The following is a 26,908-nucleotide window of genomic DNA, read 5'->3' on the forward strand; positions in this document are numbered from 1 at the left end:
TTAATATTTGTATTTTTTTAATTTATGATCTTTCGAGATTAAAACTAAATCTTCAGCAATAGCTTGCGAGACAATGATTCTATCAAAAGGGTCATTGTGGATGAATTCTAAATTTAGGAGTGTAGAAAGATGAGTTTCATTAATAGAAACGATTTCGATCTGATTGCGCTCTGCAAACCGAAATAATTCATTAAAACCGATATTTAATTCTAGTTTACCAATTTGCTTTTTGATGGCTATTTCCCAGAGAGATGCAATGCTTAAAAAACAAGGTTGATTGATGTCAATGAGTTCGGATTTAATAGACAAAGGCAATTGTTTGTCGCCTGCCACAAACCAGAGAAATGCGTGTGTATCTAAAAGAAAAGCCATTTAGATATAATCAGCAAACATTTCTAAAGATTCGTCAAAATCATCCGATAGTTTTATTTTGCCTTTTGCAAACCCAAATTTACGTGATTTTGGCTTCGATGTATTTTTATTTTTTGATTTAAGAAATTCAACAAAGTCTGCAACCTCCTGCCTAAGATTCATGGGCAGAGAATTTATCTCGATTTGCAAATTAGTTGTTGTCATGAATTAAAGTTAAAAAAATGCGCTAGCTATGCCAAATTATTTTTTTAAAATAGCGTAAATGCCGAAGGCAAAACCAAATAGTACCACTAAAGGAGCAAGTAATGTTCTTCTAAAGTCGTAAATGTCGCCTGTTGTGCCCATCATTAAAATGAAGCCCAAAGCTACAATAGCCATACTAATTAACAATAATTGATAATTCTTTTTCGTAAAAACCAAGTCGTTTTTCACATCCTTTGCAATCGGATTTGTTTTTTTCTCTAATGCCATTATCTATAAAGGTTATAAGATTTTAAACGTAAATATCTGCTCACTGCAAACCAGGTACTAATGCCTGTTATAAATATGCCTATAATTACTAACGCAACAAATACAAAACCGAATTCTTTGTAATTGTTTAAGATGATAATTTCAGGCACTTCCTTTCTGGCATATATTAAGGTAGCCAATAAAATAATGATCGCAATGAACGCTGCTATTAAACCATGTAATGCAGCAAATAATAAGAAAGGACGTCGAATAAAATTTTTCGTTGCACCAACTAGCTGCATACTCTTAATTAAAAATCTTTGAGAATAAATAGCTAATCGTATCGTGTTGTTTATCAGCGCAATAGAAATGACTAAAAGTAGTGCTGCAAAAGCCAAAATAATCAATCCAATGGTATTGATATTTTTGTTTACCATATCAATTAAAGAGCTTTGATAAACAACCTCTTTAACCACGGGGTTTTTTGAAATCGAAGCTTTCAACCCTTCTATACTTTTGTTATTTGCGTATTCTGCTTTCAAATACACATCGAAGGTTGATGTTAAAGGATTGTAGCCTAAAAAGTTTACAAAATCCTCACCTAAATCCTGAGTAAGATTTCTGGCCGCAAGCTCTTTGTTTACGTATTGGGTTTGTTTAACCGCTTTATTTGCATTCAACTCTTTTTGGAAAGCCAAAACATCCGCCTCTTTCGCACCCTCATTTACTATGATATTTAAAACTATGTTTTCTTTAACATAGTTTGATAGGTTTTTGGCATGTACAAGTACCAACCCAAGCAGTCCGAGCATTAATAAAACCAATGCAATACTAATAATAGTAGAGATATATACGGTTTTGGTTTTCTTAGATGCGTCACTTACTTCGAATTCTTCCATGTATTTTTCTTTTGTTTTTGCGAAAATATAAATTATACCTGATAAACACCAATATAATCATCATTAACGGCACAGGCCAATATTTAGTTTGGGAAATACCTTAAAAATTTTGATGATTTTAACAGTGCGGTACGAAATTTGTTCAAAGGCCGTTATCTTAATAACCCAATTAAAATTCAAATGAAAAGACAAATTACCCTGCTAGGTTTAATTATTGTATTTACTTCTGTTCTATTTTCGTGTAAAAAAGACGACGAGTCTGTTAAAGCTCATATTACTGGTAGATGGAGCATAGCGAAGATAGAGGTATCTGGCTACACAGCTGCTGATGCACTGGCAGATCCAAGTAAAGTTAATGGTACAATTACTGGATTAAGTGGCGACTATATAGATTTCAAAGCAGATAATGATGATCAGGTAGAGCAAAGTATTAAAGGAAACAGAACCATCGGTAATTACGTTATCGTTGATAACAGGTTGAATATCTCTTTTGCTGAAGGCAATTATTATGGCACTGTTACAGCGTTGACCATGAACCAATTGCAGTTTACTGCGAAACTTGATAAAACAAATGTTGTTAAAATCTATTCTTTAACACGATAAAAAAAATTAATTCCCCGATTATTTGCTTGCGCCATTGGTTTTACATCAGTGGCGCATTTTTATTTGGCGAGTTTCTTTACTCAAATCATCAATGGTTCTCTACACTATATAGCTCACTTCGTATCTCATAATTCAGAAAGTATGAAGAACTCACGTATAAAAGTCAAATCCAATGATATGTGTGTTTATGTGGTAAAAAGCGACTAAAATTATGTTTCTCTAAACCCCTTAATTTCCGTAATTTCGCCCCTTTAAAAATTAAAACTTGCAATGGATTACCAATTCAAAGAAATAGAACAAAAGTGGCAGAAGTTTTGGGCCGATAATCAAACATTCAAAGCCGAAAACCACTCTGAGAAACCAAAATATTATGTGTTAGACATGTTTCCTTATCCATCAGGGGCTGGCTTACATGTTGGTCATCCGCTGGGTTACATTGCATCAGATATTTTTTCGAGATATAAACGCCTTAAAGGCTTTAATGTGTTGCATCCAATGGGATACGATTCATTTGGTTTGCCAGCAGAACAGTATGCTATACAAACCGGTCAGCATCCGGCTATTACAACAGAGGCAAACATTGCAACATACCGTCGGCAGTTAGACCAAATTGGTTTTTCTTTTGATTGGAGTCGCGAAGTGCGTACCAGCGAGCCATCTTATTATAAGTGGACGCAATGGATTTTCATGCAGTTATTCAATTCATGGTATAACATTGAAAATGATAGGGCAGAAGACATCACCACTTTAATTGAAAAATTCAATGCATCAGGCACAGCAGATGTTAAGGCAGTTTGCGATGATGATGTGAAATCTTTCTTACCGAGTGATTGGGCTACTTTTACAGACGAGGAAAAGCAAATCGAGTTGTTAAAATATCGCATGACTTACCTAAGAGAAAGCACCGTAAACTGGTGCCCGGCTTTAGGAACAGTTTTGGCAAATGATGAAGTGAAAGATGGTTTTTCTGAGCGTGGCGGATTTCCTGTTGAGCAAAAGAAAATGATGCAGTGGAGCATGAGGATCACAGCTTACTCAGATAGGCTTTTGCAAGGTTTAGATACTATTGACTGGCCTGAACCGATCAAGGAAATGCAACGTAATTGGATTGGTAAAAGCGTTGGTGCGAGTGTGAAGTTCCAGGTGGAAGGCAGCGATAAACAAATTGAAGTTTTCACCACTCGAGTAGATACTATTTTCGGCGTTTCCTATTTGGTATTGGCTCCAGAACATGAATGGGTTGCCGAACTAACTACGGCAGCACAAAAACAAGATATCGAGAATTATATTTCTCAAACCAAAAAGAAATCGGAATTAGACCGCATGGCGGATACGAAAACGGTTTCAGGTTCATTTACTGGTACTTACGTGATTAACCCGGTAAATGGTGAACGCGTTCAATTGTGGATTGCTGATTACGTACTTGCCGGTTATGGAACGGGTGCGGTAATGGGTGTGCCAAGTGGCGATCAACGCGACTGGTTATTTGCAACGCACTTCAACTTGCCAATTATCCAGATTTTGGATGGTCAGCAGGATATTGAAATACAAGCTGACCCAACTAAAGAGGGCAAGTATGTTAACTCAGGTTTTATTAACGGATTGACTTATAAAGAAGCAGTTCCGTTTTTAAATAACTGGTTAGAGGTAGAAAAAGTAGGAAAAGCAAAAGTTAATTTCCGCCAGCGTGATGCGATTTTTGGTCGCCAACGTTATTGGGGAGAGCCAATTCCGGTTTACTTCAAAGATGGGTTGCCATACTTGATTCAAGAAGAAGAATTACCTTTAATCCTACCCGAAATTGATAAATATTTGCCAACTGAAACAGGTGAACCACCCTTGGCAAGAGCTGAAGGATGGAGCCCGAAGGAGGGCGGACATTATGAATTAAGCACCATGCCGGGTTGGGCAGGAAGTAGCTGGTACTGGTACCGTTACATGGATGCCAATAACAATGCCGACTTCGCCTCAAAAGAGGCTGTTGAATACTGGAAGGATGTAGATTTGTACATTGGTGGTTCAGAACACGCAACCGGCCACTTGTTATATAGTCGTTTCTGGAACAAATTTTTAAAAGATTTAGGTTATACCAAGGAGGAAGAGCCTTTCAAAAAATTGATTAACCAAGGAATGATTCAGGGAAGATCAAGTATTGTCTATCGCTTAGTATTTAATGACGACCCGAAAGGCTATCGACCATTGTTGCTTTCCAAAAATATTTATCTTGACTTTTTAAATGGTATAGATCGGGAAGGTAAACCATTTTTAAATGATGAGCTAAGTGAATTAATTGAAAAGCAATATGGACAGGAAGTTTTAAGGACTATACCATTTTCAAATAATCGAACTTTTATTCCAATACGAGTAGATGTCAACATTGTAGAAAATGATATTTTAAATACAACTAGGCTAGGTGATCATTTGCCAGAGTTTAAGGACGCGATATTTGTTGAAGAAAATGGAAAATATTATTGTGGTCATGAGGTTGAAAAGATGTCAAAACGTTATTTCAATGTTGTTAATCCAGATGATTTGGTTGTGCGTTATGGTGCCGATACCTTGCGGATGTATGAGATGTTTTTAGGTCCGCTGGAGCAAAGCAAACCTTGGAATACAAACGGTATTGAAGGCGTATTTAAGTTTTTGCGCAAATTCTGGAGATTATTCCACAATGAAGCCTGGGAGTTTGCTGTTTCTGATGCTGAACCGACCAAAGCCGAATTGAAATCACTTCATAAAATCATTAAGAAAGTTCAGGATGATATTGAGCGGTTCTCTTTCAATACATCTGTATCCAGCTTCATGATTGCGGTAAATGAGTTAACGGATTTAAAATGCAACAAAAGGAGCATTTTACAGGATATGGTGATTATTTTGTCGCCTTATGCACCCCATATTTGCGAAGAACTTTGGATTCAATTGGGTAATGAAGCAGGTAGCTTGTCTTACACGGAATTCCCGATCTTCAATCCGGAACATTTAGTAGAGGATGAATTTGCATATCCGGTTTCTATCAATGGTAAAATGAAGATGAACCTGAATTTGAACTTAACATTAGCGCAGCCAGAAGTTGAATCTATTTTATTATCGGATGAGCAGTTCCAGAAATTTTTGGATGGCAAAGCGCCTAAAAAAATCATTTTCGTGAAAGGCAAGATTATTAACGTGGTGGTTTAATTAAGAGGAAAGCTAAAAGACTAAAGCTCTCTTATCAAAGTTTTATATGGGAAAACCCTGAGTTGAATTTTCAACTCAGGGTTTTTTATGCGCTTCGTCATTGCGAGGTACGAAGTAATCCTACAACTATGGGTTTCATAGCGAACGCATTAAGATTGCTTCGTACCTCGCAAGGACGACCGTTTGTGTCGGGAATTTTGCAATTTGCCTATTCATTGCCGTCAGGCTTCAGCCGACGGAAAAAAAAGAATTGCAAACTCAACTCAGGGTTTTTTATGCGCTTCGTTATTTTGGGAAAGAAGCAATCCTACAACTATGGGTTTCATAGCGAACGCATTAAGATTGCTTCTTACCTCGCAAGGATGACCGTTTGTGTCGGGTATTTTGCAATTTGCCTATTCATTGCCGTCCGGCTTCAGCCGACGGAAAAAAAAGAATTGCAAACTCAACTCAGGGTTTTTTATGCGCTTCGTTATTTTGGGAAAGAAGTAATCCTACAACTATGGGTTTCATAGCGAACGCATTAAGATTGCTTCGTACCTCGCAAGGATGATCGTTTGTGTCGGGTATTTTGCAATTTGCTATTCATTGCCTTCCGGCTTCAGCCGACGGCTTAAAAAACAAAACCCGAGCTGTAATTTACAACCCGGGTTTTTATGTATTTGACAAGAAGGGCTTTAGCCTTTCTGCTTTGTTCTTTCAGCTTAAACTATGCTTTCGCTTTATTTCTATTTCCGCCGAATCTGCGGTTATTACTGGCATTACGAGGTTTGCCGCTCATGTTTCCATCACCGCCACCTCTTTTGCCATCACCGCCACCTTTCGATTGTACTTGTGGCTTGCGTTTAACCTGATTTTTGGCCAGCATACTTTCCCAGGTTAATGGATAAGGATGGTTATCAACAACAGGCAAAGTAATTTTAATCAGTTTCTGAATATCTAATAAATACTCATTTTCTTCGGCATCGCAGAATGAAATCGCAATACCATTTGCACCAGCACGACCAGTACGGCCGATCCTGTGTACATAAGATTCAGGAATATTGGGTAACTCGTAATTAAAAACGTGAGATAACTGATCAATATCAATGCCGCGGGCAGCAATATCAGTAGCCACTAAAACGCGGATTTTTCTATCCTTAAAATCAGTTAAAGCCCTTTGACGAGCATTTTGCGATTTATTTCCATGAATGGCAGCAGCTTTAATTCCAGCATGGGCTAAATCTTTTACAATACGATCTGCACCATGTTTTGTACGGGTAAATACCAAAGCCGTTTCAATCGCTTTATCCTCCAGTAGGTGGATTAACAGTTTCTTTTTATCTGGCTTATCTACAAAATAAATCGATTGGTTAATGGTTTCAGCGGTAGAAGATACTGGTGTAACCTCCACTTTTGTCGGACTAGATAAAATAGTATTCGCCAATTTTTGAATTTCATCAGGCATAGTAGCCGAGAAAAACAAGGTTTGACGTTTTGCAGGCAATTTAGCCACCACTTTTTTCACATCGTGGATGAAACCCATATCCAACATCCGGTCAGCCTCATCCAAAACGAAAAGTTCAACTGTATTTAAACTGATGAACCCCTGGTTCATTAAATCCAACAAGCGGCCTGGGGTAGCCACCAAAATATCAATGCCTTTACGCAAAGCTTCCACTTGCGAGTGTTGGTTTACACCACCAAAAATAACCAGTCTGCGTAAATTAAGGTTGCTTCCGTAAGCTTTAAAGCTTTCTTCAATTTGAATGGCAAGCTCACGGGTAGGGGTTAAAACCAAAGCTTTTATATTTTTTGTTGCTTTGGTATTGATGTGTTTCTCGTGCAATAACTGCAACATCGGGATGGCAAAAGCAGCGGTTTTACCCGTTCCGGTTTGTGCGCAACCTAATAAATCTTTTCCTTTTAATATTGTGGGTATGGATTGCTCCTGTATTGGTGTAGGTTGAGTATAACCTTCTTTCTCAAGGGCCTTTAAAATTGGCTCAATGAGGTTTAATTCTTTGAATAACATGTATTTTTTTATGTAATATTTATCGAAGAAGCTAGAACGATCAATTGTTGAAGGACTAACTTGCGGAGAGAATATGCCATTCAGAATGGCAAGCCCTTATTCCTGCTTCGCTGCAAATATAGGTAAATTAAAATGATTGAAGGAGTGAATTTCGAATCAATGAATTATTAACTTATTCAATCAGCGAAGAGCAACTAATTTTGAATGAACCAATTGGATGGATTGAATGACTTTAGAATGGTTTATTTTATCATTCACTTATCCTCTAACTCAATCATTTCTCTTCCCTAAACCTACTAAAGCAAATTAAAGCGATTAAACAGAGTCCAAAACCTACAATTCCATTTAAGCGTAAACCAAAATCATTTCCAGGATCTTTACCATAGATGGTAAGCATGGCAAAAATGGCAATTCCAAGCGTTTGTCCTAATTTTACAAACAGGTACTTCACTGCAAAGAACATCCCTTCATGATTTTCACCAGTTTCTATAGTATCTTTTTGAGCAATATCAGCCAAAATGGCGTTGGGTAAAATCCCTAATGCAGCCAAGGGAAAGGATGCTGAAAGCACTAAAATATAAAGCTGTGTACGCGGCAAGAGGGGTAGTTTCCCCAGAAAAAAGATGGTTACAAAGATTAAGCATAAAACAAGAAATGCTGAAAGAACAAATGGTTTTTTGCCAATTTTTGCTGATCCGAAATTAACAACGGGATAAAAAAGTAAAGAAGCCATCACCATGGCACCCATAAATTTTCCACCTTCTGATTCTGGTAAGCCCAATAAAACTGTACAGAAGAATAATAATCCGCTTGAGATAATGCTCAAAGCCGTATAAAAAGCAAAATCTGAAACGAGGTAATATTTGAAATTACTGTTTTTAAAGGTATTTTTAATGGCAGGCCAAAGTTGAATGTGTGTAGGTTTAGCTACCGAAAAATCTTTTTCGTTAATAAAGAAAACAGGCAATAACATTACCAATCCTGATAAAATACATAAACCCCAAATGGCTATTTGCACAGCCTCGCTTCGGTTTGCAATTGCAAAATGCTGCTGAACCAAATCGGCAAAATTATTGGTGCAGGCAGATAGAATAATCCCGATTACAAAGCCTACTTGCTGGTAGCTGGATAATTTCACTTTTTGTCTCGGGGTATTCGTTACCTCAGCCAATAGGGCATTATACGGAATAATGTAAGTGGTGACTGAAACGAAAAACAAACAAAGTGTTATGGTTAGCCACCAGGCATTGTGTAAACTTTCGCTTTTTTCTATTGGGTAGAAAACTAGTCCGCAGAAAATGATTGCCGGTATAATCGCCCATTTCATAAATGGCATTCTTCTGCCATTCGGGTTGGTGCTTGCATCGCTTTTAGAAGCAATAAAAGGATCGAAAACTGCATCAACCAATCTTCCGGAAGCGGCAATAATGGATAGTATGTTGAACAATCCTAAAAAAACAAGTTGCGGTACCAATGGCGGTAAACCAGCGTTATTTGGTGGCAGATAAAAATAGGGCAGCATCACAATGATGATATTCGTCATTGTGCTCCAACCAATCATACCGGCGGCGTAAGCAATTTCTTGTTTTAGCGAGAGTGTTTTATTCATTAATTTGGTTAAAACTAGATTATTTATTCGTTATTTCCCTACGCTCCAGCAGAAATGACGATTTATTTCCTATTCACTAGAATAGGTTTCTATTATGCAGGGTAACTTAATTATTTTATGGTAAAGCACCAAAAAAATCCTTTAATAAAGGTTTTAAAATCACATTTATACGGGATGGAGCAGAAGTAATTTTTAGGTGCCGCTACCTTGAAAAAGCTGTCATTCTTTTCGCCTCTTGTACGGTTGCTTTTCTTCACATTCCATAATAGCATCATAGTAGCTTCGGGAAAGAAACCTACCATTTCCGTATCCTGCTCGCGAAACCTTTACCTGTTGTAGTCCTTATCCTTACCTAATAGCACCTATAGCGCACCATGCAAGCGCCACGCTAGGATGCGAATTCTTCTGCCTAAACTAAGGTATTCATAAAGCAGACCTGAAGCATGCCGGGAGCAGGGTGCAGGCAGGTCTGGCTAAAAGGTGGATATAAGGTGGATATACGGTGGACTAAAGGTGGACTTGAAACCAAATTTAAATGATTAAAGAGCAGAAATTTGCTGTAGTGGATTGATCAATCTCTTGATTACACTAATATAAATAATTATGGACACATTAAATGGGATTATTCGATTTCCGTATTTTAATATGAGCTTTTTGCGATGTTCGTCATATTGATCGTATCGGAGAGATCTTTGAAACCAGTTTAATCTAACCAGTATGTCATCCTGAGCTTGTCGAAGGATCTTTTTCGCCTAATGGGCGGCGGCCTCTTACCTTTTTTCAGTAGTTTTATTTTGGCTTTGGCCTTCAAGCTTGCTTCGCAGGTTTCTTGACAAAAAGGTAACCAAAAGTCAAGGCTTGCAGCTGATGTTGGCTATCCTCATCGAACCTTCCATTGCGGCAATGCAAGGATTCCGACGAAGGGTTGGAACAGAACCCGTTGCCTTGTGCTGGGTAGTCGAATGTTATTGCACAAGTTTCAACGGTATATCCTTCCATCAGCTCCAATGCCGGGGAGCAGAATGGCTATAGCGAGCGCCTGTTTCTGAGCGTAGTCGAAGGATCTCTTTTCAGTTATTCTTTTCCCCTCATGGGCGGCGGCCGCTTAATTTTTGTTTGTCAAAAATCAACAAAAACCGAGTCCTACTGCAATCTCCTGTGGTACCATTTTATAAAATGAGATTGCTTCCTGCCTCGCAAGGACGACCGTTCTTAACATCATAATATTGATTTTATACACTAAATTACCACCAGAGTGACAGAAGTTTTAAAAAAAAATTAACGTATGGACGGACCTTTAAAACTGACAAGCACAATAGTTACCTTTCAAATATTTTAAATTATTTCTTGTTGAACAATCTCGATATAAAATAAATTGCTAAAAATCCTATAAAAATATAAAGTCCATTTAATGCAACATTTGGGTCATCAGCATAAATGCTAAACGCTACAAAAGTATAGGCAGCAATAAATATGATGGGCAAAACAGGATATAATGGAACAGTATAAATGGTTTCCTTATCCAGATTTGCAGTTCGCTTTCGAAGGATAAAAATCGTTGCTGCAGAACTTGCCATACTTATGCTTTCAAGAAAAATAGTGTAGTTTAAAATCTTATCGAATGTTTTTGCATAAAAAATGATCACCACTGCCACCACTGTAAAAATGGTTAAGCTCCAGGTAATCACCTCTGTTTTTTTGTTCATCTTACTAAAAAAGCGTGGCAAAGCTCCTTCTTCACCCATGGCAAACATTGCCCTCGGGTTGCTTAGCAGGTTTACATTTACATAACCCATCACGGAAATGAAAATGATAACCGAAAGCATTTTGAAACCCGCCGGGCCAAATATTTTCGAAGCCAAAATTGCTGCAATACTTTCTGCGGTTTTTAGTTCTTCAAAACCGATAACTTTAACATAAACATAGTTAAGGATCAGGTAAAGTGCTACGATTATGGTTAAGCCGATGATAATAGATCGCGGAATGATTTTCTTCGCATCTTTCACTTCGCCACCAAAGTTAATGGTTTGTGCATATCCAGCGTATGAAAATGAAACCGCTATGAGGCAAAGTCCTAAAGCCTTTCCGTAATCTTGCCAACTTGGTAAAGCACTATTGCTCGTTTTGAAGACAGGAGCAATATCCTGAGTTTGTCCGCCAAAAAATACCGCACAAATTAAGGTTAAGATTAAGCCGATTTTGATAACTGTTAAAACATTTTGAGTTTTAGAACTGGCTTTTAAGCCGAGCAGGTTAATGAGGTAAAATATTAAAATAGTGGCGATGGCAATGGCTACACGATAAGTTTCATTTTGCATTTCGGCTGGTAAAACAATTTTGCTTAAGTATTCTGCACCAATTATTGAGATTGCAGCAACCGATGCAGCACTGGAGATAAGCACAATGCAATTGATAGCGAATGCAATTGAAGGATGATAGGCTTGCGAGAAAATTTTGTAATAGCCACCGGTTACCGGGTAACGGGAACCGATTTCGGCATAAGTTAATGCACCACAAAAGGCTACAAAACCGCCAATGAACCAAGCCAGATAAAATAACTCGGGAATTTGCGCTTTTGCAGCCACGTTTACAGGCGTTCGGAAGATACCCATTCCGATTACCAGGCTAACCACAATCATGGATAAATCGAAGAGCGAAAGTTGCTTTTTTTGTTGCATTAGTGAGTAATAAAATAATGGGGTGAAGATAGGTAAATAGGCTGGATAGAGGATGTATGATTTGAGATGTGAAAATGGATTAAAGTGTTCACCTATTATTCATTTTAATTCCTAAATTTTAGTCTTTTGTTTTGTTGAAATTTTCTTTTGCTAGCCTCGCAGAATAAATCTATTATTGTATAATAATTTTTGCTATTAGAGATTTGCGAAGTCAAACAACGTTTACTTCGTAAAAACTCAATATCAAATCATCCCTAAATACTTATCATGTTGACTGTTAAAGCTTGCTCCGACACATCCCTCGGTATGGCTGCTTTGCATTAGTGCAAAGTTCAATCAATCTGGTAACAAATAACAAAATTTATGGCAGAAGTAATTTATAACGACGACAGCATTCGCTCATTAGACTGGAAAGAACACATCAGACTACGCCCCGGTATGTATATTGGTAAGCTTGGTGATGGCTCTGCGCAAGATGATGGTATTTATGTTTTATTGAAGGAAATTGTCGATAACTCGATTGATGAGTTTGTGATGGGAACCGGAAAAACCATCGAAATTACAGTTTCTGAGCAAAAAATAAACGTCCGCGATTATGGACGTGGCATTCCACTTGGGAAAGTTATAGATTGTGTAAGCAAGATTAATACTGGCGGAAAATACGATAGTAACGCCTTTCAAAAATCGGTTGGTTTAAATGGTGTGGGTACAAAAGCAGTGAATGCTTTATCTACCAGTTTTACTGTACAATCATACCGTGATGGGAAAACTAAAAAAGTAGAATTTTCTAAGGGAGAGATTGTAAATGAACAACCTGTTATTGATACTACTCAGCGAAACGGTACTGCCATAACGTTTTATCCTGATGAAACCATTTTCAGAAATTACCACTACATTCCCGACTTCGTGGAGAGCATGGTTTGGAATTATGTGTTTCTTAACACGGGTTTAACCATCAATTTCAATAACCAGAAATATTTTTCAGAGAGAGGTCTTTATGATTTGCTTTCTAAGTTTAATAAGCCTGAAGAAATCCGTTACCCGATTATTCACATGATTGGTAACGATATCGAAATTGCCATGACACATGGTCAGCAATACGGAGAAGATTACCACTCGTTTGTAAACGGGCAACATACTACACAAGGTGGAACGCACCAGGCTGCTTTTAGAGCTGCGGTGGTAAAAACCGTCAGAGAGTTTTTCAAAAAGGAATTCGATGCTGCCGATGTTCGTTCATCAATTATTGCGGCAATTTCCGTTCGTGTGCAGGAACCGGTTTTCGAATCGCAAACCAAAACGAAGTTAGGCTCTCAAAATATGGGGCCTGAAGGACCTTCAGTAGCAACATTTATCAATGATTTTGTTAAAAAAGAACTTGATGATTATCTACACAAAAATCCGGATGTAGCAGATGCGCTCTTAAAAAGAATCAATCAATCGGAAAGAGAGCGAAAAGATATTGCCGGAATCAAAAAGCTGGCAAACGACAGAGCCAAAAAAGCCTCACTTCATAATAAAAAGCTTCGCGATTGTAAGGTACATTTCAATTCTACACATGAGAAGCGATATGAAACTACCTTATTTATCACTGAAGGAGATTCGGCTTCGGGTTCGATTACAAAATCCCGTGATGTAGATTGCCAAGCCGTTTTCAGCTTGAAGGGTAAACCGCTTAACTGTTATGAACTAACCAAAAAGGTGGTTTATGAGAACGAAGAGTTTAACCTGTTACAACATGCTTTAAATATTGAAGACGGTCTAGAAGGTTTGCATTACAACAACATCGTTATCGCTACTGATGCGGATGTGGATGGCATGCACATCAGATTGTTAATGATGACTTTCTTTCTCCAGTTTTTCCCTGATTTAGTAAAAGCAGGACATGTTTACATTTTACAAACCCCATTGTTTAGGGTTCGAAATAAAAAAGAAACCATTTATTGTTATAGTGATGAAGAGCGCCGAAATGCTATCGAAAAATTAGGAAATAAACCTGAAATAACCCGTTTTAAAGGGTTAGGAGAAATCTCTCCTGATGAATTTGGTTTGTTTATTGGAAAAGATATCAGGCTAGATCCTGTTATTTTGAAAGATCAGACCATTAAAAGTTTGCTAGAATATTATATGGGCAAAAACACTCCCGATAGGCAGCAACACATCATTAGAAATCTACGTGTAGAAAAAGACGAGGTACAGGAAGAACCTAAAATTATTGATGAAGTAGCATAAAATTCGGCGTTGATGTAATCGCAAAAATTAAATCAACGCAAATTGAAGCCCACTAAAAGTTCAGCAGGAAAATATTTAATAGTCGTATTTCTAATCTTAGTCATTTTCGGAATAACAGCAAGTTTATTCGTTAATTTCTCTAAAATACCACTCTTAAAATCGGTAAATAAAATTGCTCAGGTACAAAGTGATTTTACAAAACTAGATAGCTGTATTTTTAAATTATACAATGCAGAAAATAGCTGTAGAATGTATGTTGTTAGTGGAGAGAGAAGTTATTACAAGCAGTTCGTAAAAGAGATTAAGGAAATTTCCTTAATCATGGATGCCATTGAGCAACAAAACAATAGCGAAAAAGCTTTCAATTCTGCTAACTTTGATCAACTCATTCTTCAAAAAAAGCTTCGTACCGCCCAATTTATTCAGCTCAAAAGGCTTTCTGATAGCTTAATTAACTTTTCAGTTGAGGTAGATAAAGACGTAGAGAAGATAAATCCCCAAAGCAAGCTTTTTACCGCAAGGCAATTCAAAAGTATTATAAAAATTGATACGATAAAACCAAGTGTTGCCGCACAGCCAAAAAAGAAATTTTTCGGACGAATTATTGCCGCCATAAACGATAAGGCTAAAAATGGTATCGACAGTTCTAAATCAACATTTATTAAAACCATTATTACGGCCGATACCTCCTCACTCAATTTGGCATATAACAAATTGCAACTTAAAGCCATTAACGATTATTATTTAAAACTTTATCGTACCAATAAAAAACTTAAAGACAAGGAGAAACAGTTGCTCGATGTAAATCACCTTTTGATTTCGACAATTGTTGATGGGCTGAAGAAATATAAATCCACAGAAAAGGATTATTATTCGTCTGTACAACAGGCTATTAGTGTAACAGCGTTCAGCACGGTAGAAAACCTGGATAAATTTACCTGGGTTTTACTTGCTTTGGCAGGCGGCTTACTGCTTTTCGTTTTTTCCATGGTTTATAAATTTTATAAAAATGAAACGGCACTAATTGATTATGGCAATAAGGCCGCATTATATGCACTTTCGAAAAGTAGGTTTCTGGCCAATATGAGCCACGAGATCAGAACCCCGCTGAACTCAATTGTTGGTTTCTCTGAACAGCTAACTCAGGTAGAACTACCAGCCGAACAGAAGGAGCAGGTTGGCGCCATCAGAAATTCGTCTGTAATGCTACTTGATGTGGTGAACGATATACTTGATTTTTCAAAATATGAAACAGGAAAAGTTACTTTAGAAAGTGTTCCATTTTCTCCCTTCGTGGCCATTCAAGATGTTTTTGATAGCATGAAAATCCAAGCTGATAAAAAGAAAATCGGCTTTGTTATGAATATGGATATTGATAAAAACCTGTACATTTTGGGCGATCCGTTGAGGTTGAAGCAGGTAGTAATGAATTTATTAAGCAATGCAATTAAATTTACGGCAGAAGGAAAAGTAAGTTTAAACGCAAGCCTTGAGCATCTTGAAAGAAATAATACCAGCTTAAAGGTTAGTATTGTTGATACGGGGATGGGTATAAACCCAGTTGACCAAAAAATTATTTTCGATGAGTTTGCACAGGTATATTATGCCTCTACTAAAAAAAAGCAACAGGGTACAGGGCTTGGTTTAGCCATTTGCAAAAAAATTGTGGAGTTTCAGGGTGGAACTATCGATGTAAAAAGTGTTGAACGAAAAGGTTCTACTTTTTCATTTGAGTTGCCGTATCAAATTACTAATAAACCCGTTAGCCAAGATTTACCCGTTTCTAACTGGGAAGTTGAACTTCAAATTTTAGCTGGTAAAAGGGTACTTCTCGCCGATGATAACATGCTGAACATTTTGCTTGCCAGTACCATCCTAAAAAAATATAAAGTAGCTTTTGATGCCGCCTATAATGGGAAGGAAGCCTTAGAGTTATTTAATGAAAATGATTACGATTTGGTATTAACAGATATCCAAATGCCTGAAATGGGAGGAATAGAACTCACTCAAAAAATTAGAAGCTGCGAAGACATGAACAAAAGATCCGTATCAATATTGGGTGTTACGGCAAATGTAATGCAGGAAGATCGCAAAAAGTACCTCGCTTCTGGCATGGATGAGTTGGTGCTCAAACCGTTTTTAGAGCAGGAATTATTAGAGAAAATCCTGAAATTTATTCGCAAATAACAAACAAATTCTATCAAAGAAGATTTTTACTAAAGACTAAAGACTAAAGACTAAAGACTAAAGACTAAAGATTAAAGACTAAAGACTAAAGACTTTTCTTTTCCGGTTCATCAACTGTATCTTCAGGGTGTTGGGGAGGCAGTATATCCACCTTTTTTTCTACTATGGTAATTTTTGTAAAAACAGCATATTTACTAGGTGCAATTCCGCCATCATATTTTTCGGCGTAAGCCTGGGTAAATTCTGCACCAAAATATAAAATAATAGAGGTATAGTAGATCCAAAGCAAAATTACAATAATTGAACTTGCAGCCCCGAATGCAGAGCCCGGATTCCCTTTTTCGATATATATGCCGATTAAATATTTACCTAAACTGAAGAGTACTGCAGTAAATAATGCGCCGATAATAGCCGATTTCCATTTAATGATCACATCTGGTAAAACCTTGAAAATTACCGTAAATACTGCGGTTACCGCGGCCAAAGTAATCACGTTATTCAAAATGTAGATGATCAATGCCATGGTATCATCAGCTACAGGAACAACCTTATCTATTTCGGTTTTTGATAACAATGAAATAAGTTTATCCCCCAAGCCCACTACCACGCTATTTACAACTAATGAAACCAGTAATAAAAATCCCATCGAAACGATTAAAGAAAAGGAGAGTAGCCTGTTGGTAATCATTTTCAGCCAGCCTTTTTTCGGAATCGCTTTTACCTTCCAGATCATATTGATACTGTCTTGAATTTCAATAAATATAGCTGTTGATCCAACAATTAAGGTTGCAATTCCTATGATTAGTCCTAATGTAGATTGACCGCTTTTGTTAGCATGTTCAACAAAGCCCTGAATTTGCATCGCCGCATCGGGCCCAACCATATCATTTACTTGTGCAAAAAACTTATTCCTGGTTTCTGTATTCATTTTATCTCCGAAAAATAAGGTTGCGGCAGATAAAACAATGATGATTAGTGGGGTAAGGGAGAAAATGGTATAATATGCTAAAGAAGCACTTAATTTAGTAATTCTATCTTCAGCAAAACCCTTCCCAGCTGCTATAAAAAGATGATAAAGTGCAATAAAAAACTGTTTGATTTTTTTGATTAATCTCATTTAAAAAGTTAAAAAGGATAACCAATCCCGATATTAAAAATTAAATTTTGTCTGCGCCAATCCTTATTTCCAAAAGCGATATCATCAAACACCCAGCGCTGACCTTCTGCAAGGTACGGTTTACGAACAGGAAATGCTACATCCAGGCGAACTACAAATATCGAAGCATCAACACGCAATCCTGCTCCTGTACCTACAGCTAATTCGTTAAGCACATTTTTTAATTTAAATTCCGAACCTGGCCGGCCAGTATTTGAGGTTCCAGGAACGCCCATATCTTCTTTTCGTAACCAAATGTTACCAGCATCAACAAACAAGGCGCCATATAAAATACTTACAATTTTAAATCTAAGCTCCGAATTCAGCATTAATTTGATGTCGCCACCTTGATCAGCAAAAATGGCATCATCTGGTACTTTATAGGTTCCGGGACCTAAAGTTCTGGCCGGAAATGCCCTGATGTCATTACTTCCACCAGCAAAAAACTGTCTAACAAATGGCAGTGAGGTACTATTTCCATAAGCATAACCGTAACCTAAGTTCAATCTATTTGCCCAGGTTACGTTTCTAGTCACTTTGTAATAATCTCTTAAATCAGCTTCTAATCTCACAAATTGCGATAAAGGAACGTTGAAAATAGAACGTTTGCCTTGTTCATCTTTTGGAACAAATGTTCCCCAAAGGTTACCACCAGTCTCTAGCGCACCGTAGAAAAATGTGTTATTTCTGCGATTGGTTTCCATTTGGTTGGTATAAGTGAAGTTATAGCTACTACCAATGATAAACTGGTTTTCTAATGTTGTTCTAAGTAAAGGGTTTTCAGCAAATAATCGATCTCTTGTTGTATCAGAAGGGAATGTAGTGGATACATAACTCACAGAAATAGGGTTGAAATTATGCTCCTTGTATTGATTTTCTTTAAAGTTATAGCCAAACTCTCCTTTAAAAGCATGCAAAGTATATTCTGATCCTCTGTTCAACATCTGATAAGATAATGAAGCGATAGTTTTAGGGATAAAGGCTGTTGTACTATTGGGCTTATAAAACGGCACAATAAATCTTGGAAAAGTTAATTTTCCTTCAGCTGTAAGAGACAGTGAATTTTTGCCTAATGAAGTACCTCTGGTTTGCGTTTCAAACCCCCCACTCAGGCTAACATCTAACTGTTCGGCCCCCCTAAAAAGGTTTCTCGTAGTTTGCGTAACCTTTACTTCCGAACCTACGAAATTGTTCGATTTACTGGTGCCTGTTACGGAGAAGGTAAGTGAATTTTTCTTTAGCGGTGTTAAATAAATGTTCAGATCCAGCTCGTTATTCTTGAAACTATCTACCGGTAAAAATTCAGCTCTAACATCTTGAAAAGCGCCAATATTTACCATCCTGTTTAAGGATTGGTTGTGGTCTTTGCGGTTATAAACTTCACCTTTTTGAAAGAAAACCAATCGATCAAATAATCTGGGCTTGAAGGTATTGCGGTCATCGTAAATATTGAAATCATGATATTCCAAAGGCTTCAACTTACGAAGCGTACTATCTCTACGCAGCGAGTAATTGGGATAAATTTTAATATCTTTTATGGTGTAGGGCTTCAACGCCGCGTCTGGAGCAATATCTTTAACCTTAACGGTAACATTTACCAGGTTTTTACCGATCGTGCTATCAACCTGCATAATCAGGTAATCAGGACTGAAATAGAAATATCCATTCTCTTTTAAGTCGTTATCGATTCTGATTCGCTCGTTTTTATAAACATCCAAATCGTAAAAGTTTCCAACCTTTAATAGTGTTTTATCTTTATTCGCGTTAATGATTTTAGTCAAAACGCCAGAATCAGGAGGGAAAGTTATCTTGTTAATTTTATACCTCTCGCCAGTAACAGCAGTATAAATTGCCTTTCCTTTTTTATCTTTAACTACTGTATCTCCGGTTACAGCTGCTTGAAGATAGCCTTCACTTAATAAATAGCTGGTTAATACATCGTTATTATATTTCAATTTAACTTCACTTAAAAGCACAGGCGGCTCCCCTTTTTTCCTGATCCAGTTTCTTAAACCTTTAGGCTTTTTAGGTTCACCAGCAAAGTTGTAAATAGCCAGTTTTAGTTTGTTATTCGGGCGGGGCCGGGTTTTGCTTTTTAAATCGGCCTTAACTTGTTTCTCATCATCAATTTTTCCCGATGAATCTGGATTGATGATCACATCTGCTCCCGTATATAAAATTTGTCCAGGTTTTAAGGATTTCGTACTACTGCAACCTGCATAAACTAAACAGGCCAATACAAATAAAATAGGTCTAGTTAGTTTTCTCATTTTGTGCTTTCTGTTCAATGTTTCTTGTTCTTCTATTGCGTTTTTTCTGGAAAATTTCTCTGAATTTGTTGTAATCAACCACTAATGTAAAACCTAATCCGGTTTCAATAATCTGGCCTTGTACAATTACATCATTTTGGTTGCGTCTGTAGGCTCTTAAACGGTACCTTCCATCGGCAGATAAGGCATATTCTACGTTTACGTTACCCGCAATATCGGTAGATTTTTCTCCTGGTGCTTGTGGTCCTTCCAATGCAAATGAACTTCCAACGGTAACGGTTAGCCTGTCGTTCAATAATTTTTTAGATAAACCAATTTCCAAGTCCGTTTTTTGCTGCATAGATCCAGTTGAGTAATCTTCTGATGAATTTACACCGAAGTTTAAATCAACTCCCTGAATTAAATCTGAAGTTAGATTATTTAATTGTTCTGTTAATAGTCGGCTTACGCTTGATCGGGCAAGAGTTGAGGCACCACCACCGCCACCAGCTAAACTTTCGAAAGGATTGTTGGCGATAAACCTGTTCAGCGCCAATAGAGCGAAAACCTGCTTATTTAACTCGCTTTCATTTCTATTTACATTAATTAATTTGGTATAAACCTGTCCGTTTAATGCGCCTCGTTCATTTTCCGGTAAATCAAGTTTAAAAGAAATTGTAGGTTTTAAAAGTTCACCCTTCATCATCAAGTAAACCTGGAACGGCAGTTTTGTTCTGGCTTCGTATAAATCTGGTTGATTAAGTAAATCAATAGGAGCAGCATTTACTTCATACAAAGCGGTTAGGTTTGCAGTTGCCGAAGTAGGTTCGCCAGTCCAAACAATAGTACTTCCCTTCACCAATTTAAATTCTTTTTTAAGAACAGCTAAGGTTAAATTGTACGAACCATCGAGAATCTCATAGCGACCGGTCATACTTATTTTGCCACTCGGATCCATTGTTACATTGAGATCGGCATCACCTCTTACATTCAGGTTATCACCGCTCGATGGATCGACAACTACATTTAACTCTGCCTCAGGATCAATTTTTACTGCTGCAACTAAATTTAAACCTTTGATTGGCGACTTGCTAATGCTATCTACCTTGAGTGCTTTTTGGCCGTTGAAAGGCGGTGCATCTGCATCAATAAACTGAACAATTCCATCCTGATCAATGATTGATGGATCACTCGAAGGCAAAGCAAAGAAAAACTTAGTGCCTTTATTTACAGTGATATTCATGTTTACATCTGGCTGATTTAAATCTCCACGAACTTTAATGTCGCTGGTTAAATAAACCGTACCATAAATCATCTCATTATCAGCAGCAGTAGAATTAATTGCCCGGAAATTATTCATTCTGATATCCAGACCGAAGCGATAATTCTTATAATCTGTGGTTAAAACCTTTCCATTAATGGTTGCTTTCTGGTTCAAAGAATCGATCAGTGTAAAGTTGTTAAAGGCAATGCCCTCGTTGGTAAAAGATATCTTCTCGTTCGGCATACGGAAATATGAATTTACATAAGCCACATTTATTCCAGCGTTGTTAAAGGTTAAATCGCCTAATATTTTTGGAGCGGTTAATGCGCCCTTAACTGTTAATGCACCGGTTAATGTACCCGTTCCATTTTTTAGCTGCCCTTGAGATAAGCTTTCGATATTTTTCATCTCAATCTTATCAATGTTTACTGTTAAATCTAAGGCGCTTTGAGGGGCAGTGTAATAAAATCCATTCACTCGTAAATCGTGAACGCCAGTTAAAGCCACATTAACTTCAAAGGCATTTTGGGTATTGTTGTTAACGGCCACACGCAAAGTACCAAGTTGATCTTTCTGGTAACGGAGCTGATCTATCGTTAAGTTGGCTTCAAATTTTGGCGTCGATGCCAAATCTTTCACATTGGCAGTTCCATTTAAACGGCCTCCAACTAAAGTAGTATCCGTTTCTGCGAATTTGGTTAAAGTTTCCAATTGAAAATCTTTAAACTCAACACTTAAAGGTGCATTAGGCTGGGTTGGATTGCTGTTTATAGATAATGACTGGCCACTATTGCTGATGGCAAACTGATTAACTAATATTCCGGATTGACCGAATTGAATAAAATTATCTTGCGATACCACCCACTTTTGATAATCCAATAAAAGTTTCTGTGGATCAAGGGTAAATTTAAAATCTTTATTTATGGATTGAAAATTACCGCCAATTACATATTTATCTTTCAATTGTCTATCACGAAGGAAGATATTAACACCTAATAAGTTGTTTAGTGCTTCACCGCTTATTTCGGTGTTGAACAAGGCAATGGAAGGACTTTGCAAACTCTTCACCGTTAGGGCATAATCGAGTTTATTGTTTTCGTTATTGATGTTGATTGAAGTAGTATCAATTTTAAAATCTCCGTATACTACCTGCGGGAAATTTCCTTTGATCTGTAAACTGTCTTTCTGAGTATCAATTAAACCATAAAACTGCGATTGCTTGAAAACAGTCAGCTCTGGTACGAATTGTTTCAGTAATTTCGAATCGTAAATTTGAACAGCGAACCGCATTCTTTGATCAGGAATTTTGGTTACCTGCCCAAAAGAGTAATATTTGTTGATTTCGTTAATGAATGCACTACCAATTTTTGTCAGCTCGTACTTCCCATCAATTTTTGCCGATATAATTTCCGACTTCAACGAAAGCTCGTTTTCTGTAGCTGTCGATCTTGCCCGAACCGAAATGGTATCAACATTAATTCTTTGCGCATCTTTAGCCAACTGCAAGCCTGTAATATCTACCGAACCATTTAAATAATCTGCATCGGCAGTTTGTAAATCAACTTTTATTAAACCAGCAGCGCTTAACAAAGTCGGACTAAAGTTAAGAGCCTGTAGGTTTAATTGTTTTAAGTTCAAATTAGCCTTTACCGCAGGATATTTCCCACCAAGGTTTGCTCTGGCATCCAGAACAAAATTTGCGTTGCTATCTGGCATGTTACCTTTAATGGTAACGTTCTGATTAGCATAAGTGCCTGCCAGATTTAGGTTTCGGTAAGTATATTTATTGTAATAGGCGTTTAGTACCCGGGCGTTAAATTTGGCATTTATTTTTTTAGGATCAAGCCCCGTTCCGGCCACATTTGCTTTAACCGTTATTCGCCCTAATTTCGGCTGCATTTTTAGCAAGCGGCCAACATTAAAATTGTTCAAAGAAACATCAGCTTTATAATGCTCTCTTCCTTTTGGTCCATTCATCGCTGCGGTTAAAATTGCACCCCCCATATCGGTTTGAATGTTCATGTTGGTGTTAAAATCCGTCATCGAACCTTTAAATTTACCATTGGCATTTATCACATTTGGCAATTCGATTGTAGGTGGAAGCGATTTTTTGGGTACGGCAACTAAAATATCACTCTTGGTAACGTAGAGCTTTTTAATATTCAAATCAAGGAAAGTTTTATTAATGTCGGGCAAACCTTTAGCAGTTCCGCTAATATCGATTTGTGTATTTTTTAATCCTGTAATTTGCAAGCGAGGGATGTTAAGGTTATTTAAATAGCCATTCACATCTGCATTTATTTTTATTTTTTCATTTCGGTAATTCGCTGGGATGGCATCACTAAAATAACCCGCATCTTTTAGTCCGATGGTTGTATTTTTTAAGCTTAATGCTAATTTCACTCTTTCAGGATGTTTGGTTAAATCATCCATCGAAGTGAAATTCAGTTCCGTAGCATTTTCAATGGTGGTATTTGGTGTTTTTAAAACAAAGTTACTTAGCTTAATTTGCTTGTCGTTGTAAACAGCGTTTCCTTTTAACTCATTCAAAGCAAAACCACTTTTCTCCTTTAGCGAACCATTTTTAACATTGGCCTTAATGCCGTCGGCACTGTAACTTACGTCGCCAGCGCCAAAATTTAAACCAGTAATTTTTAAATGATTAAAGTCCATTCCTTTCGGCGAAGCTTTTGCACCTAGGTTGTCAAATTGCACATTATTATCAGCCAGGCTAATATTTTTAATCATCAGGCCGAGCGCCGATTTTTCAGCAACAACGGTGTCTTTAACCTTTTTTAAATCGTTACTTGGAGCAGGTTTAAAAGCAAAAAGAATGTTCGATTTGTTCAACTTGGCATCTTCTACCGAATATTTACTATTCGTTAAATCGACTTTAAGGTTAACCAGGCCCAATTCGTTAACATCTGCTACTGCTTTCGTAGTAGAAATCTGATCGTCGTAATTCACTTTCACATTGTTGAAAGCAAAGTTTTCTACTTCAATCAATGGCAGTTTTCCAGTTTCCTTTTCGCTGCTATCTACACTATTGGTAACATGCTGCACCAGTTCTACCAAAGGTTTTTGCTGTAAATATCGGAGCGACGTGTTATTTAATGCCAAATCTCGAATTACGTAATGCTGGCCAGCTAAATCAAAAGTTTTTAGTTTTGCCTTAAATGCGCCAAGGTAAATTTTGGCATCGTTACCCGCTACATCATCACGATAATTAATACCTATATCTTCAAAAGAAACCTTATCAACAGAAAATTTCATGGTTGATGTGGTATCCTTATCCACCTTTTCCTCTGGCTTTTTTTGATCGCTCATAAAAGCATCGACTAAAAAAGAAAAGTTAAAAGTTGTGTCTGGAGCAATCCTTTTAACGTTAGCCCGTATATTTTTTAGCTCAACGCTGTTAATCTCTACCGTATTGTCCAATAGTTTAAATAAACTAATATCAACAGCTAATTTTTCCGCATATAACAAAGTATCACCTTTTAAATCTTCAATATAAAACTTGTTCAGTACCACATCTTTGGGTAATGCGATTTTAATACTTTCAAGGCTAACTTCAGTCTTTGTTTTCGTTTTAAGGTAATCAATAGCTTTTCCCTTAACAAAATTTTGCACTGCAGGGATGTTGAGCGAAAGGGCAACAGCCACCACCAAGATGATGATAGATGCAATTACCCAAAGCAAAATTTTTAAACTTTTACGTACGTATTTATTCAAAGCGAATGTGTTTGGTGGTTGTTAAATGCCAAAAGCATGCCATTAAAATTAAATTTAAGGCAGTTATTTATAAATACTACAAAAATTAAACTAAATTGTTCGCCCGCTATAAAAATTTAACACTGGCGATTTTATAAAGTATTAAAAATGAAATTATTAAATCTTAATATAACCTTCGAACAGTACAATGGAGTTAGTGAATTAAATGAGCAAGATGCCGTACTTTGTGAAAACGCGGAGAAAGCGTTATCAAGTTCATATTCTCCCTATTCAAAATTTCGGGTAGGAACCGCTATCCGTCTGGCTTCTGGTGAAATAATACTCGGAAGCAATCAGGAAAACCTGGCCTATCCTTCTGGTTTGTGTGCCGAACGTGTTGCACTCTTTTCCATTGGCTCGGCCTATCCATATGCTGTGATCGAAAGTATGGCCATTACAGCGCAAACCGATGCCTTTGAAATTTTGAAGCCAGTGACCTCTTGCGGTGGTTGTTTGCAGGTAATGGCCGAGTTTGAAAGAAAGCAAGCATCGCCAATTGAAGTAATCTTCTACTGTTTAAACGGCGAAGTTTTAAAAGTGCCCAGTGTACAAAGTTTATTGCCGTTTTCATTTGTAGAAGATCGTTTAGGGGCTAAAGCTTAAAAATATTTGGAAATGGGCAGTTCTGTAATGCTTCGGCATTTTAGCCCTGCTATCGTTACAAGTCCTCGCTTTTATAAAAGCAGAAAATGCTTTTATTCGCTGCGGGCTTTTCGCTTTATCAGTTATAATTTTCGGCTGATGTTTTTCGGTTAGGTTTAAGTCCCATCTGTAATACTATTCTTAAAAAATGCTTTTTATTTCCTGATATTCAATAAATTAGAAAAAAATCATCAGTATGGAGAATGAACAGAACAATATTTTAACCCGGAGAAGGTTGTTACAATTGCTTGCAATATCTTCAATTGGTTCAGCTGCACTGCCTTCTCAAGCTTTTGCCGATATTAAATCGCCAGGCGATATTTTTGATGATATTAAGAAACCTATCTTCGTACCTGAAAATACTGGTAAAAAAGGTAAAATCGGTGATGGAGACATCAGTTTTAAACTAAATAAAAGCCAAACCGATGGCCATGTTGGCATAACTGAATCCACATTACCTGTTGGTTATTTGGGCGCCCCGCCACATTATCATAAAACTTTCGATGAAATTTGTAGAGTGACACAAGGCGTTTTAACCATTATGGTAGGCAATGAGTTGTTCGAGGTAAAAGCTGGTGACTGGCATTTACGTCCACGAGGAATTGTTCATAGTTTTTGGAACACCGGCAAAGAAATCGTAAAGTTTATCGAATTGTACAGTCCTGCTGGCCACGAAGCATATATGAGCGATTTGGCTGACTTGTTTATTAACAATCAACGACCAAAACCTGGTGATTTGGATCGACTGGCGAAACAATATGATATCACTTTCGATTGGCCAAGGTTAAAAGAGATCATGGATAAATATAAAGTTCATTTGTAATATAAGAGCAAGAAAGGTTTATTTCAAAGTCACATCCAAATAAACCGAGTGGCGGCCATAAGAATCGTAAAATGGTTTAAAAGTTACACCTTGAAAAAACTGATGAATTTACGCCACAAGCGTATATTCGGATCACTGAGCCGGTTAAAATTCCAGAAGTACGTATTATAAAGTCGTTGGAAAGTATCAAGAGGAGCGTGGCGGAACGAAGGTTACATTTTCAACTCATGATGTGGTGCAAGTCATTCTTAACTAAATAATAAAGCATTGCCTATTGTTTTTTGTTACAATCTATTTTGAATTTTTGCTGTTAAGCTATAAACAGAAATAACTATGTGGGTTTTATGGGCTATGCTTGCAGCAATATCAGCTGCATTGGTAATTGTACTAACAAAGGCGGGATTAAAAAATGTAGATTCCAGCTTGGCTTTTGCCATTCAAGCCGTCTTGATTTTACTCATTACATGGGGAGTAGTGTTTTATCAAGGCAATTTTAGCGATTGGAAGGGAATAGAAAAAAATGCATGGATATTTCTGCTTTCGGCAGGGGTTTTTACATCATTGTCAACGTTGTTTTCTTATAAAGCGCTTTCTATGGGCCCAGCATCTTATGTGGCTACTATTGAAAGAACCTCTTTGGTGATTGCTATTGTTTTATCGATCATCTTTTTGAAAGAAAAAATCACCTGGCAAATTGTAGTTGGCGGCACCGTGATGATTGCCGGTGCGGTACTCATCGCTTTATCAGATTCTACCGAATAATTTTTTGGAAAATAATTTAG

At 37.2% G+C, this 26,908-nt stretch carries 17 protein-coding genes; 7 read left to right on the plus strand and 10 right to left on the minus strand.

Annotation, left to right across the window (positions count from 1 at the left end; all coding sequences use genetic code 11):
* Genes ASE92_RS18115 through ASE92_RS18130 form a run of 4 tightly spaced genes read right to left on the minus strand, consistent with a single transcriptional unit; the run spans position 1 to position 1,721 of the window.
* Positions 1-372, minus strand: a complete 372-nt coding sequence (locus tag ASE92_RS18115; RefSeq protein WP_056851539.1) for a type II toxin-antitoxin system VapC family toxin — start codon at positions 370-372, stop codon at positions 1-3.
* The gene (locus tag ASE92_RS18120; RefSeq protein ID WP_056851540.1) at positions 373-576 is read right to left on the minus strand and encodes a DUF2281 domain-containing protein; all 204 of its coding nucleotides are present in this window, start codon (positions 574-576) and stop codon (positions 373-375) included.
* Positions 577-612: 36 nt separating this feature from the next.
* Positions 613-843 (minus strand): DUF3098 domain-containing protein, encoded by a 231-nt coding sequence (locus ASE92_RS18125; RefSeq protein WP_056851541.1) that lies wholly within the window; start codon positions 841-843, stop codon positions 613-615.
* A complete protein-coding gene (locus ASE92_RS18130; protein WP_056851542.1) occupies positions 843-1,721 on the minus strand; it encodes an ABC transporter permease in 879 nt (292 codons plus the stop codon). Before ASE92_RS18130 ends, ASE92_RS18125 begins: the two co-directional genes overlap by 1 nt.
* A 180-nt stretch (positions 1,722-1,901) precedes the next feature.
* Between ASE92_RS18130 and ASE92_RS18135 the strand changes: the two genes are divergently transcribed.
* Both ASE92_RS18135 and ASE92_RS18140 read left to right on the plus strand, forming a co-directional pair.
* Positions 1,902-2,324, plus strand: coding sequence for a lipocalin family protein (locus ASE92_RS18135; protein WP_157255787.1), 423 nt, complete (start codon positions 1,902-1,904; stop codon positions 2,322-2,324).
* Between the two features lie 270 nt (positions 2,325-2,594).
* Positions 2,595-5,501 carry a leucine--tRNA ligase gene (locus ASE92_RS18140; protein ID WP_056851544.1) on the plus strand — a complete coding sequence of 969 codons (2,907 nt, stop codon included), beginning with the start codon at positions 2,595-2,597 and terminating at the stop codon, positions 5,499-5,501.
* A gap of 709 nt (positions 5,502-6,210) precedes the next feature.
* On the opposite strand, the gene ASE92_RS18150 is transcribed toward ASE92_RS18140, so the two are convergent.
* The 3 genes from ASE92_RS18150 to ASE92_RS18160 all read right to left on the minus strand — a co-directional run bounded on the left by ASE92_RS18150 (position 6,211) and on the right by ASE92_RS18160 (position 11,802).
* On the minus strand, positions 6,211-7,515 hold the full coding sequence (locus ASE92_RS18150; protein ID WP_056851546.1) for a DEAD/DEAH box helicase: 1,305 nt from the start codon (positions 7,513-7,515) through the stop codon (positions 6,211-6,213).
* Between the two features lie 274 nt (positions 7,516-7,789).
* On the minus strand, positions 7,790-9,124 hold the full coding sequence (locus tag ASE92_RS18155; protein WP_056851547.1) for an MFS transporter: 1,335 nt from the start codon (positions 9,122-9,124) through the stop codon (positions 7,790-7,792).
* A gap of 1,340 nt (positions 9,125-10,464) precedes the next feature.
* Positions 10,465-11,802, minus strand: a complete 1,338-nt coding sequence (locus tag ASE92_RS18160) for an APC family permease (RefSeq protein ID WP_056851548.1) — start codon at positions 11,800-11,802, stop codon at positions 10,465-10,467.
* 363 nt (positions 11,803-12,165) lie between these two features.
* On the opposite strand from ASE92_RS18160, the gene ASE92_RS18165 reads away from it, so the two are divergent.
* The gene (locus tag ASE92_RS18165; RefSeq protein ID WP_056851549.1) at positions 12,166-14,034 is read left to right on the plus strand and encodes a DNA topoisomerase IV subunit B; all 1,869 of its coding nucleotides are present in this window, start codon (positions 12,166-12,168) and stop codon (positions 14,032-14,034) included.
* Between the two features lie 42 nt (positions 14,035-14,076).
* The gene (locus ASE92_RS18170) at positions 14,077-16,221 is read left to right on the plus strand and encodes an ATP-binding protein (RefSeq protein WP_157255788.1); all 2,145 of its coding nucleotides are present in this window, start codon (positions 14,077-14,079) and stop codon (positions 16,219-16,221) included.
* Between the two features lie 85 nt (positions 16,222-16,306).
* Here ASE92_RS18170 and ASE92_RS18175 read toward each other — a convergent pair whose 3' ends face one another.
* From ASE92_RS18175 to ASE92_RS18185, 3 genes are read right to left on the minus strand one after another with little or no spacing between them, the layout of a single operon-like run.
* On the minus strand, positions 16,307-17,338 hold the full coding sequence (locus ASE92_RS18175; protein WP_056851551.1) for a YihY/virulence factor BrkB family protein: 1,032 nt from the start codon (positions 17,336-17,338) through the stop codon (positions 16,307-16,309).
* An 8-nt stretch (positions 17,339-17,346) separates the two neighbouring features.
* The gene (locus ASE92_RS18180; protein ID WP_056851804.1) at positions 17,347-19,647 is read right to left on the minus strand and encodes a BamA/TamA family outer membrane protein; all 2,301 of its coding nucleotides are present in this window, start codon (positions 19,645-19,647) and stop codon (positions 17,347-17,349) included.
* On the minus strand, positions 19,631-24,622 hold the full coding sequence (locus ASE92_RS18185) for a translocation/assembly module TamB (protein ID WP_056851552.1): 4,992 nt from the start codon (positions 24,620-24,622) through the stop codon (positions 19,631-19,633). Before ASE92_RS18185 ends, ASE92_RS18180 begins: the two co-directional genes overlap by 17 nt.
* Positions 24,623-24,769: 147 nt before the next feature.
* Between ASE92_RS18185 and ASE92_RS18190 the strand changes: the two genes are divergently transcribed.
* The 3 genes from ASE92_RS18190 (at position 24,770) to ASE92_RS18200 (ending at position 26,888) form a co-directional block, all read left to right on the plus strand.
* A complete protein-coding gene (locus ASE92_RS18190; RefSeq protein ID WP_056851553.1) occupies positions 24,770-25,264 on the plus strand; it encodes a cytidine deaminase in 495 nt (164 codons plus the stop codon).
* A 235-nt stretch (positions 25,265-25,499) separates the two neighbouring features.
* Positions 25,500-26,126 (plus strand): cupin domain-containing protein, encoded by a 627-nt coding sequence (locus ASE92_RS18195; protein ID WP_056851554.1) that lies wholly within the window; start codon positions 25,500-25,502, stop codon positions 26,124-26,126.
* 333 nt (positions 26,127-26,459) lie between these two features.
* Entirely contained in the window at positions 26,460-26,888 is a 429-nt protein-coding gene (locus ASE92_RS18200; protein ID WP_056851555.1) for an EamA family transporter, read from the plus strand.
* Positions 26,889-26,908 lie beyond the last annotated feature (20 nt).

Origin of the sequence: Pedobacter sp. Leaf41 (genome assembly GCF_001422545.1) — a bacterium.
In the GTDB taxonomy this organism is placed as follows: Bacteria; Bacteroidota; Bacteroidia; order Sphingobacteriales; family Sphingobacteriaceae; genus Pedobacter.